Origin of the sequence: Cellulosimicrobium cellulans, assembly GCF_001722485.1 — a bacterium.
Lineage (GTDB): Bacteria > Actinomycetota > Actinomycetes > Actinomycetales > Cellulomonadaceae > Cellulosimicrobium > Cellulosimicrobium cellulans_A.
The window spans coordinates 16160-27274 of the sequence record NZ_LWGL01000029.1 but is presented as its reverse complement, the minus strand read 5'-3'; the positions used below and the strand labels follow the sequence as shown (position 1 = coordinate 27274).

General features: G+C 73.9%; 9 protein-coding genes and 1 pseudogene. 6 read left to right on the top strand and 4 right to left on the bottom strand.

The features are described 5' to 3' along the window. Positions 1-317: pseudogene (locus JZ5iCDA_RS05555) on the top strand (ATP-dependent Clp protease ATP-binding subunit ClpX); the annotation flags it as partial. Between the two features lie 266 nt (positions 318-583). Here JZ5iCDA_RS05555 and JZ5iCDA_RS05550 read toward each other — a convergent pair. Next, positions 584-2401, bottom strand: coding sequence for an AMP-dependent synthetase/ligase (locus JZ5iCDA_RS05550; RefSeq protein WP_069386249.1), 1818 nt, complete (start codon positions 2399-2401; stop codon positions 584-586). A 132-nt stretch (positions 2402-2533) separates the two neighbouring features. Between JZ5iCDA_RS05550 and JZ5iCDA_RS05545 the strand changes: the two genes are divergently transcribed. Both JZ5iCDA_RS05545 and JZ5iCDA_RS05540 read left to right on the top strand, forming a co-directional pair. After that, positions 2534-2905, top strand: coding sequence for a chorismate mutase (locus JZ5iCDA_RS05545; RefSeq protein WP_069386248.1), 372 nt, complete (start codon positions 2534-2536; stop codon positions 2903-2905). Between the two features lie 112 nt (positions 2906-3017). Next, entirely contained in the window at positions 3018-4217 is a 1200-nt protein-coding gene (locus tag JZ5iCDA_RS05540; protein WP_069386247.1) for a baeRF2 domain-containing protein, read from the top strand. A 79-nt stretch (positions 4218-4296) separates the two neighbouring features. On the opposite strand, the gene valS is transcribed toward JZ5iCDA_RS05540, so the two are convergent. Beyond that, complete coding sequence (valS, locus tag JZ5iCDA_RS05535; protein WP_069386246.1) at positions 4297-7116, bottom strand: valine--tRNA ligase; 2820 nt, start codon at positions 7114-7116, stop codon at positions 4297-4299. Positions 7117-7174: 58 nt separating this feature from the next. Here valS and JZ5iCDA_RS05530 point away from each other — a divergent pair, with 58 nt between their 5' ends. From JZ5iCDA_RS05530 to JZ5iCDA_RS05520, 3 genes are all read left to right on the top strand, one after another. Continuing rightward, a complete protein-coding gene (locus JZ5iCDA_RS05530) occupies positions 7175-8179 on the top strand; it encodes a TIGR03557 family F420-dependent LLM class oxidoreductase (RefSeq protein WP_069386258.1) in 1005 nt (334 codons plus the stop codon). Further along, on the top strand, positions 8176-9054 hold the full coding sequence (gene cofE / locus JZ5iCDA_RS05525; protein ID WP_069386245.1) for a coenzyme F420-0:L-glutamate ligase: 879 nt from the start codon (positions 8176-8178) through the stop codon (positions 9052-9054). Before JZ5iCDA_RS05530 ends, cofE begins: the two co-directional genes overlap by 4 nt. A 68-nt stretch (positions 9055-9122) precedes the next feature. Further along, entirely contained in the window at positions 9123-9509 is a 387-nt protein-coding gene (locus JZ5iCDA_RS05520) for a hypothetical protein (protein ID WP_069386244.1), read from the top strand. A 30-nt stretch (positions 9510-9539) separates the two neighbouring features. On the opposite strand, the gene JZ5iCDA_RS05515 is transcribed toward JZ5iCDA_RS05520, so the two are convergent. Continuing rightward, positions 9540-9905, bottom strand: coding sequence for a VOC family protein (locus JZ5iCDA_RS05515; RefSeq protein ID WP_069386243.1), 366 nt, complete (start codon positions 9903-9905; stop codon positions 9540-9542). 125 nt (positions 9906-10030) lie between these two features. Next, on the bottom strand, positions 10031-11113 hold the full coding sequence (locus JZ5iCDA_RS05510) for a glutathione S-transferase C-terminal domain-containing protein (RefSeq protein WP_083259696.1): 1083 nt from the start codon (positions 11111-11113) through the stop codon (positions 10031-10033). Positions 11114-11115 lie beyond the last annotated feature (2 nt).

The window sequence follows — 11115 nt, the reverse complement described above, 5'->3', positions numbered from 1 at the left end:
TGACCCAGCCCAAGAACGCGCTGGTGCGCCAGTACCAGCGGATGTTCGCGATCGACGGGGTGGAGCTGGAGTTCACCGAGACCGCGGTCGAGGCGGTGGCCGAGCAGGCGCTGCTGCGCGGGACCGGGGCCCGGGGGCTGCGCGCGATCATGGAGGAGGTGCTGCAGCAGGTGATGTTCGACGTCCCGTCCCGTGATGACGTGGAGAAGGTCGTGATCACGCGCGAGGTCGTGCTCGACAACGTCAACCCCACCCTGGTGCCGCGCACCAGCCCCGCCGCTTCACGCGCCCGCGCACCGCGGGAGAAGTCCGCCTGACCCTGCCGCGTCCCGCTCGGGCGCGGAGACGTGCCGGGTCGCGTCCGGTCGCGGTGGGGTGGTGCGCGCGCCGTCTACCATCCGCGCCGCTCGTCCCTCGCGCCGCTCCCGCCAGACCCGCCACGACGGCGCGCGCCCCACCCCACCCCGCCCTCACCCGATGTCTCACCCTCGGCGCCGAGCACGACGGTGGTGTCGTTTTCCGCGTGATAGCGGCCTTAGGGTCGTGGTCGACGGCAAGCAGGGTCGTGGTCGACGTCCGATGTTCAGGCGTCGGTGGTGACGGGGCCGCCGTAGAGGTCGTCGATCGTGGAGGCGAAGTCCGCCACGACGGCGGCGCGCTTCACCTTGAGCGACGGGGTGAGGTAGCCGTTGTGCTCCGTGAAGTCCGTCGTCAGGACGGTGATCTTGCGGATCGACTCCGCGCGCGAGACCGCCTCGTTGGCGCGCTCGACGGCGCGGTCGAGCGCGGCCCGGACGTCGGGGTGCGACGCCGCGGCGTCGACGTCCATCGCCGGCAGGCCGTGCGAGGACAGCCAGCCCGGGAGCATCTCCGCGTCCAGGGTGACCAGCGCGCCGATGAACGGGCGGTGGTCGCCCACGACGACGACCTGGCTCACGAGCGGGTGCGCGCGCAGCCGGTCCTCGAGGACGGCCGGTGCGACGTTCTTGCCGCCCGCCGTCACGATGATCTCCTTCTTGCGGCCCGTGATGCGCAGGTAGCCGTCCTCGTCGAACGAGCCGAGGTCGCCCGTGCGGAACCACCCGTCCTGCAGCGCCTCCGCCGTGAGGTCGGGGCGGTTGCGGTAGCCCCGGAAGACGTGGTCGCCGCGCACCAGGAGCTCGCCGTCGTCGTCGATCCGCAGCGTGGTGCCGGGGAACGCCGGGCCGACCGTCCCGATCTTCGTCAGGCCCGGCAGGTTCACCGCCGTCGGGGCCGTCGTCTCGGTGAGGCCGTAGCCCTCGAGGATCCGCAGCCCGACACCGCGGAAGAAGTGCCCCAGCCGCTCGCCGAGCGGCGCCCCGCCGGAGATCGAGTACGTGAGCCGGCCGCCCATCGCGCTGCGCAGGGTGCGGTAGACGAGACGGTCGGCGACCGCGTGCTGGACGCGCAGCGCGAGGGACGGGCCGCGAGGCGTGTCGAGCGCGCGCGAGTACGCGATCGCGACCCGCGCCGCCCACTGGAACGGCTTCGCCTTCCCGGCGGCGCGCGCCTTCTGCTCCGCCCCGTTGTAGACCTTCTCGAAGACGCGCGGCACCGCGAGGAGGAACGTGGGCCGGAACGTGCCGAGGTCCGCGACGAGGTTCCTCGTGTCGGCGCTGTGGGCGAGGACCGAGTCGGCCGCGACGACCACGACCTGGATGAACCGCGCGAAGACGTGCGCGAGCGGCAGGAACAGCAGCGTCCGCGCGCCCGGCGCGTCGAGGATCTCGGCGAGACCGGCGCGCCCGTTGACGGCGAGGTGCACGAAGTTGCGGTGCGTGAGCTCGACGCCCTTCGGCCGACCCGTGGACCCCGACGTGTAGATGATCGTCGCGAGGTCGTCGGCGGACCGCGCGGCCTGGCGGAGCTCGACCTCCTCCGCGGCGACCTCGGCACCTGCGGAGCGCAGCGCCTCCACGGCGCCGTCGTCGACGACGAGGACGTCCGTGAGCGCAGGGAGCCGGTCCCGGACCTCGGCGAGCGTGGCGGCGTGGTCGGCCGTCTCGACGACCGCGAGGCGGACGTCGGCGTCTGAGCAGATCCAGTGCACCTGCTCCGGCGACGACGTCTCGTAGACGGGCACCGGCACCGCGCCGACCGCCCAGAGCGCGAAGTCGAGGAGCGTCCACTCGTAGCGCGTGCGCGACATGATCGCGACGTGGTCGCCGACCGCGACACCACGGGCGACGAACCCGCGTGCGACGGCCAGCACGTCGTCCGAGAACTCGCGCGCCGTCATCGCCGTCCACGCGCCGCCGGAGGCGTCGCGGCGCTCGATCATCGGCGCGTCCGCCCCGCGGGCGACCCGGTCGGCGAGGAGCGTGCTGACGGTCGCCCGCGGGGAGACCTCGACGAGGCCGGGCGACTCGTGTTCCGTCATGGGGGTGCTCCGCAGGGTGGACGGTGGAGGGACGGCGTGCACTTTACCCCGGACGTCCGGTACCGCGTTCCGCGTCCCCACCAGCGGTGGACGCGGCGCCGGGGCCCGGCGCCCGGCGCCTACGATCGGACGGTGACCCCCGAATCCGAAGGCGCCGCGCCGTCGCGCGCGCACGGCGCCGTGCCGTCCGAGATCCTCACGCTGCGCCAGAGCATCGACAACATCGACGCCGCGCTCGTGCACCTGCTCGCGGAGCGGTTCAAGTTCACGCGCCGCGTCGGGGAGCTCAAGGCGGCGGGCGGGCTGCCGCCCGCGGACCCGGAGCGGGACCGGCAGCAGATCGAGCGGCTGACCGGCATCGCGGCGGCTGCCGGGCTGGACCCCGCCTTCGCCGAGGCGTTCCGCGAGTTCATCGTCGGCGAGGTCATCCGCCACCACGAGATCATCGCGGCGGAGCACGCCGCCTCGGGCGAGGGAGCGCCCGTGCTCGACACCTACTCCTGAGCGCGACGTGCGGGCCCTGCGGTTCTGACGGAGGCTGGGGGAGACCGAGGGCGGGCCGCCGCGGTCCCGCGGACGCCCGCCCGTCTGCCGACGGACGTCATGAGGTGTACGCATGAAGATCGATTGGCTCAAGCCCTTGCTCGGCCACCCCGGCCCCTTCGCCACCGTCTACCTGGACGCGACGCGGGCCAACGAGGTCGGGTACCGCGAGGTCGAGAACCGCTGGAAGGGCGTGCGCCGGGAGCTGCACCAGCAGGGCGCTCCCGACACCGTGCTCGACGACCTCGAGGAGGTGGTCCTGCGGCCCACACGGGTCGCCGGCCCGCACGGGCGGGTGCTGATCGCCGACGAGACCGGCGTCCTCGTGGACCGGGTGCTGCAGGACCCGCCGCCGCTCACGCAGGGGCGGTGGGACCAGGTCCCTGCCCTGCTGCAGGCCGCGCGCGCGGGCGACGAGGCCGTGCGGCACGTGCGCGTCGCCGTCGACCGGACCGGCGCGGACATGCTGTGGTCCGACGACGCGGGCTACGTCACGGGCGCGGAGGCGGAGACCGTCCAGGGCGACCACGACGTGATCAACAAGGTGAGCGCGGGCGGCTGGGGCCAGCGTCGCGTGGAGACGCGCGCCGAGGACTCCTGGGAGCGCAACGCCGAGACGGTCGCGGCCGAGCTCGAGCGTCAGGTCGCCGAGCACAAGCCCGAGGTCGTCCTCCTCACGGGCGACGTGCGCTCGGTGCCGCTCGTGCGGCGCGCGCTCGGCCGGCAGGTCGAGGAGCTCGTCGTCGAGGTCCCGGGCGGCGGCCGCGCCGCCGGCATCCAGGAGGCCGCGTTCGAGGACAACGTCGCGGACGCGCTCGACAGCTTCCGCGAGCGGCGCCGGGAGAAGGTGCTCGCCGAGTTCCGCCAGGAGCAAGGTCGTGAGTCCGGGGCGGTGACGTCCGTCGACGACGTGGTCACCGTCCTGACGCGCGGCCAGGTGGACGAGCTCATCCTCGCCGACACCTACGCGCAGGACGCCAACCCCGACGGCCGGACCCTGTGGATCGGGCCCGACCCGATGCACATCGCCGCCGCGCGGGCGGACCTCGAGGCCCTCGGCGTGAGCGAGGGGATCGAGGAGCTGCCCGCGCCGATCGCGCTCGTGCGTGCGGCGATCGGTCAGGACGCCGGCGTGACGTTCGCCCCGGAGGGCAGCGTCGAGCTCATCGAGGGCGTCGGGGCCACGCTCCGCTGGTCCGACGAGGGCACGCCCAAGGAGGTCGCCGCGACGATGTCCGGCGACGACTCGCGCCTGCGCGGCGAGGTCATCTGACGCCTGACGCGACGACGCCCTCCCCGGCACGTCCGGGGAGGGCGTCGTGCTGTGCCGTGCTGTGCGGGCGGCGCCGTCCTCAGCCCTTGCGGCGCTGCTCCGGCTCGCCGAGCTCGGAGGAGACGACGACGATCCCGCCCTGGACGGCCGCGTCGCCCTGGCCCTCGGCCGCCTCGACGAGGTCGAGCGCGCCGGTGACGCGCCCGCCGTTGCGGACGTCGACGACGGCCGCCTCGACGCCGGCGAGCGACGCGGCGGGCACCGCGACCGTCGCCGCGAGGATCGGCGTGCGCATCGACACCTTCGCCTCGGACTTGATCTTGCGCAGCGCGGCGAGCGCGTGGCCCGCGGCGGTGAGCACGGCCGGGTCGGCGCCCTGGGCGGCGTCGCGTGCGACGTCGGGCGTGGGCCAGGCGGCGCGGTGGATCGAGCCCTCGGACGCGCGCCACCACGACCAGACCTCCTCCGTCGCGAACGGCACGAACGGCGCGAAGAGGCGCAGCAGCGTGTCGAGCGCGATGGCCAGCGCGACGCGCGCGGAGCGCGTCTCGCCGGGCACGTCGGACGCGGCCGCGCCGGCACCGTAGGCGCGGTCCTTCACGAGCTCGAGGTAGTCGTCGCAGAACGTCCAGAAGAACGTCTCGGTGATCTCGAGCGCGCGCGTGTGGTCGTACGCCTCCAGCGCCTCGGTCGCCCGGGCGACGACGTCCGCGAGGCCCGCGAGCATCGCGCGGTCGAGCGTCTCGGTGACGTGCGCCGGGTCGAGGACGATGGTGTGGCTCGCGCCCTCGCCGGCGTCGGGGTCGGCGCCGAACGACAGCGCGAACTTCGAGGCGTTGAGGATCTTGATCGCGAGCCGGCGGCCGATCTTCATCTGGCCGACCTCGAACGCCGCGTCGGTGCCGAGGCGGGCGGACGCCGCCCAGTAGCGCACGGCGTCGGAGCCGTGCTCCTCGAGCAGGCCCATGGGCGTGACGACGTTGCCCTTGGACTTCGACATCTTCTTGCGGTCGGGGTCGAGGATCCAGCCCGAGATCGCGGCGTTCTTCCACGGCAGCGAGTCGAACTCGAGGTGGGAGCGCACGACCGTGGAGAACAGCCACGTGCGGATGATGTCCTGGCCCTGCGGGCGCAGGTCCATGGGGAACACGCGCTCGAACAGGTCCGGGTCGACCTCCCAGCCGCCCGCGATCTGCGGCGTGAGCGACGACGTCGCCCACGTGTCCATGATGTCCGTCTCGCCGACGAAGCCGCCCGGCACCCCGCGCTGGTCCTCGGTGTACCCGGCGGGCACGTCGGACGACGGGTCGACGGGCAGGACGTCCTCGCTCGGCACGAGCGGGTGGTCGTGGTCCACCTCGCCGGACTCCAGCACCGGGTACCAGAGCGGGATCGCGACGCCGAAGAATCGCTGGCGCGAGACGAGCCAGTCGCCGTTGAGGCCCCCGACCCAGTTCTCGTACCGCACGCGCATGAAGTCGGGGTGGAAGTCGAGCTCCTTGCCGCGCTGGAGCAGCTCGCCGCGCAGGTCGCGGGCCCCGCCGTCGGCCGTGGTCCAGTCGCGACCGCCGTTGCGGATGTACCACTGGCGCGACGTGACGATCTCGAGCGGCTTGTCGCCCTTCTCGAAGAAGTTCGCCTTGCGCTGCGTCGCGACGGGCTCGCCCTCGAGGTCGCCCGACGCGCGCAGCGCGTCCACGACGGCGGTCCGCGCGGAGAACGTCGTCTTGCCGGCGAGCTCCTCGAACGCGGCGCGGCCGTGGGCGGAGACGATCCACTCGGGCGTCTCGCGGACGATGCGCCCGTCGCGCTGGATGATCGAGCGCGTCGGCAGCTGCAGCTCGCGCCACCACTGGACGTCCGTCAGGTCGCCGAACGTGCAGCACATCGCGATGCCCACGCCCTTGTCCCGCTCGGCGGCGGGGTGGGCGAGCACGGGGAGCTCGACGTCGAACAGGGGCGAGCGCACCGTCGTGCCGAACAGGTGCTGGTAGCGCTCGTCGTCCGGGTGCGCGACGAGCGCGACGCACGCGGGCAGCAGCTCCGGCCGGGTGGTCTCGATGTGGACGACCTCGCCGGTGCTGTCCTCGCCGTCGGCGCCGACGCGGTGGAAGGCGACCTTGTGGAAGTGGCCCGGGTAGTCGCGCGCCTCGAGCTCGGCCTGGGCGACCGCCGTCTGGAACGTCACGTCCCACAGGCCCGGTGCCTCGGCCTGGTACGCCTCGCCGCGCGCGAGGTTGCGCAGGAACGCCCGCTGGGCGGCCGTGCGCGAGCGCGCGTCGATGGTCTGGTAGTGCTGCGCCCAGTCGACCGAGAGCCCGAGCCGGCGCCACAGCGTCTCGAACTGCTTCTCGTCCTCCGCGGTCAGCCGCTCGCACAGCTCGATGAAGTTGCGCCGGCTCACCGGCACCTGGTCGGCCGCCTTGACGGACTTGCCCTCGCCACCCTCGTGCGGGGGCTCGAAGCCCTCGACGTAGGGCAGCGTCGGGTCGCAGCGCACGCCGTAGTAGTTCTGCACGCGGCGCTCGGTGGGCAGGCCGTTGTCGTCCCAGCCCATGGGGTAGAAGACCTCGAGCCCGCGCATGCGCCGGTAGCGCGCGACGACGTCGGTGTGCGTGTACGAGAAGACGTGCCCGACGTGCAGCGAGCCGGACACCGTGGGCGGCGGGGTGTCGATCGAGAACACCTGCTCGCGGGACTTCGTGCGGTCGAACGCGTACGTGCCCTGCTCGGTCCACCGCGCGTCGTAGGTCGCCTCAAGGCCGTCGAGGCTCACGCGGTCGGGTACTCCCGCGACCACCGCGCGGACGACGTCACCGGCTGCGGCGCCGGGGGGAGTGGTCGTTGCTGCCGTGGTGTCGGCCGCGCCCGCGGGCGCGCTCGTCGGGAAGTCGCTCATGGTCGCCCATTGTCCCAGATCCGGCCACGCCCCCCGACCGCGAACTAGGCTCGTGGCCATGTCCTCAGACCTCACCGTCGGCTACGCCGCGATGCTCGAGCAGTTCCACCCGTCGGAGGCGGTCGCGCTCTCCGCCCACGCCGAGGAGCACGGCTTCTCGGGGACCATGGCGGCGGACCACTTCCAGCCGTGGGTGCCCGCGCAGGGGCACGCGGCGTTCGTGTGGAACGTGCTGACGGCCGTGGGGGAGCGCACGCGCGGCGACCTCGGCCCGGGCGTCACGGCGCCGACCTTCCGCTGGCACCCCGCGATGGTCGCGCAGGCGTCCGCGACGCTGGCCGCGATGTACCCGGGCCGGCACTGGCTGGGCCTCGGGTCGGGCGAGGCCCTCAACGAGCACGTGGTCGCCGGGTACTGGCCGGAGGCGCCCGAGCGCATCAACCGCATGTTCGAGGCGATCGACATCATCAAGAAGCTCTTCTCGGCGTCGCTCGCGGGCAAGGACGTCAAGCACTCCGGGCAGTTCTACAAGATGGAGTCCACGCGCCTGTGGACCATGCCGGAGGTCCCGCCGGAGATCCTCGTCGCCACCGCGGGCCCCGTCACGGCCAAGCGCGCGGGCAAGCACGCCGACGGCCTCATCACCGTCGGGGCGCCCCTGGAGAAGATCTCCATGCTGTTCGGCAAGTTCGACGACGGCGTCCGCGAGTCCGGCCGCGACCCGCAGACGATGCCGAAGGTGCTCCAGCTGCACCTGTCGTGGGCCGAGACGGACGAGGAGGCGCTCGCGAACGCGATGACCGAGTGGCCCAACGGGGGCATGAAGTTCCCGAAGGCCGACATCCGCTCGCCGCACGACTTCGAGCAGATGGCCAAGCTCGTGCGCCCGGAGGACTTCGAGGGCCGCATGGTCATCTCGTCCGACCCCGACGAGCACCGCGCGTACATCCAGAAGTTCGTCGACCTCGGCTTCGACCGCATCTACCTCCACAACGTGGGTCGCAACCAGCGCGAGTGGATCGAGGTCTTCGGCCGCGACGTCCTGCCGAAGCTCGGCCGATGAGCGTGCCCGTGCCCGACGGCGGCGGCCGCCCGGGCGGGGCGGTGCGCCTCACGGCGTGGGCGCCGTCGGGCCTGGGCGAGGTGCGCCCGGGCGACGACCTCGCGGGGCTGGTCGGGGACCTGCTCGCGCAGGACGCCCTCGCGGCCGGCGAACCGCTCGCGGAGGGCGACGTCGTCGTCGTGACGAGCAAGGTCGTGTCCAAGGCGGAGGGCCGCGTGGTCGCGGCCGCGGACCGCGAGCAGGCGATCACCGACGAGACCGTGCGGGTCGTCGCCACGCGCGAGCGGCCGGGGCAGCCGCCGCTGCGGATCGTCGAGAACCGGCTCGGTCTCGTCATGGCCGCGGCGGGCGTCGACGCGTCGAACACGCCCGAGGGCACGGTGCTGCTCCTGCCCGTCGACCCGGACGCCTCGGCCCGGGCCCTGCGCGCCGCGCTGCGCGAGCGCTTCGGCGTCGACCGGCTCGCGGTCGTCGTGACCGACACCATGGGGCGCGCGTGGCGCGACGGGCTCGTCGACGTCGCGATCGGGGCGGCGGGGATCGCCGTCGTCGACGACCTGCGCGGCGGGGTCGACGCCCACGGGCGACCGCTGTCCGTCACGGTGACCGCGGTCGCGGACGAGATCGCCGCGGCGAGCGAGCTCGTGCGCGGCAAGGCGGACGGGCGGCCGGTCGCGGTGGTGCGCGGCCTGGGTCGTCACGTCACGGCCGACGACGGACCGGGCGCCCGCGTGCTCGTGCGGTCCTCGGCCGACGACCTTTTCCGCGAGGGCAGCGCCGAGGCGTACGCGGACGGCTACCGCGCCGGGTTCGCCGAGGGATTCCGCGAGGGGTCGGGGCACGAGCCGGTCGCCGGCACGGCGCCGGGCGCCTGAGAGGCGGCCACGGTGCGCCCGGCGCAAAACGCTGGGTGGCGCCTCGGCCGCCCGGTTACGGTGGCGCCGTGCTGCCCGCCGACTGGATCGCCCACCGCCGCCCCGACGACCGCGAGCCCGTGGGCTGGATCCGGCCCGAGGGCGACGACTGGGTGGCCGTGTCGCCGCTGGGCCGCGACCTCACCGGCCCGGTCGACTGGCTCGCGGCCGAGGAGGCGCTCGAGGAGTCCGGCCTGGCGTGGCTCGCCGACGTGTGGATGCTCGAGCGCCCCGACGGGGCGCCCGTGCGGGTGCGGATCGTCGAGGTCACGCCCGACGGCGTCGTCGTGCAGACCGACGACTTCGGCGCGGTCGACGTCCCCGTCGAGCGGTACGCCCTGCCGTGGCCGGCGCCCGCCGCGCTGCGCCCGCGGCGTCCCGACGACCCCGACGGCCGGGTGCTCGGGGGCCGGTGACGGGTCGCCGCCGGGGTCGGCGAGCGCGCGTCAGCCGGCCTCGGTCGTGCCCTCGTAGAGGCCGACGTGGTTGCCGTCCGGGTCGGTGAAGATCGCCCACCACGACGTGGGGCTGATCTCGGAGCGCTCCATGACGACGGTGCCGCCCATGTCCCGCACCTTCGCGAGCGTCTCCTCGATCGAGTCGACCTCGACGTAGCTGCGGGGCTGCACGAAGTCGTCGGAGCGCGGGGCGAGCCCGCCGCCGCTGATCTTGTTCGGGGCCTGCCACATCGGGTAGCCCTCGTAGCCGGGGACCTCGGCGATCTCCCAGCCGAACAGCCCGCTGTAGAACGTCGTGGCCCGGCCCATGTCGGTGACCGGGATGTCGATGTGCGTGATGTCGCCGTGCGCCACGATTCCTCCAAGGCCGATCCGCCGGCGGGCGGGGCCGCCCGCCACAGGTCAGCGTAGGGCGGGCCCCGCCGCGGCACCAGGGTCCGGCGGAGCGGGGCGCCGGGGCGGGCGCAACCCGCCTCCGGTCAGCGCGCGAGCGGGGAGTGCCCGGCCTGCACGCGCTCCGCCTCGGGCACCGGCCCGGGCGGCGTCCCGTCGCCGAACGGCCGGCCGCCGAGGGACTCGCGCCCGTGCGGGGTGAGCCAGCCGGAGAGGTCCGGCCCGGCGGGCACGATGCCCGACGGGTTGATGTCCGTGTGGACGCGGTAGTAGTGCTCCTTGATCTGCACGAAGTCGACGGTGTCGCCGAACCCGGGCGTCTGGAACAGGTCGCGCGCGTACGCCCACAGCGCCGGCATCTCGGTGAGCTTGTTCCGGTTGCACTTGAAGTGCCCGTGGTAGACGGCGTCGAAGCGCACGAGCGTCGTGAAGAGCCGCACGTCCGCCTCGGTGATCGTGTCGCCGACGAGGTACCGCCGGTCGGCGAGGCGCTCCTCGAGCCGGTCGAGCGCGGTCCACAGGCGCTCGTACGCGCGCTCGTAGGCGCGCTGGGAGCCGGCGAAGCCGCACCGGTACACCCCGTTGTTGACCTCGGTGTAGACCTCCTGCATCACCGCGTCGAGCTCGTCGCGGTGCGCGGCGGGCAGCAGGTCGGGCGCGCCGTCGCGGTGGAACGCGCCCCACTCGGTCGACAGGTCGAGCGTGATCTGCGCGAAGTCGTTCGTCACGACGGCGCCCGTCGGCACGTCGACGACCGCGGGCACGGTGATGCCGCGCGGGTACTCCGGGTCGCGCGCGAAGTAGGCCTCCTGCAGGCGCTCGATGCCGAGCACCGGGTCGCGCCCGTCCGGGTCGAGGTCGAACGTCCACGACCGCTGGTCGTGCACGGGACCCGCGAGGCCCATAGACAGCGCGTCCTCGAGGCCGAGGAGGCGGCGCACGATGATCGCGCGGTTCGCCCACGGGCACGCGCGCGCCGCGACGAGCCGGTACCGGCCCGGCTCGACGGGGAAGCCGTCGCGCCCGTCGGCGGTGATCCGGGTCTGGATGTAGCGCGTGTCGCGCGTGTACTCCTTGCCGGGCACCGAGTACGTCCCGCCGCGGGAGTGCTCCTCGTGCTCGGTCGCCGTGCCGTCGCTGCCGGTCGTGCCGGTCGTCGTGTCGTCCACCG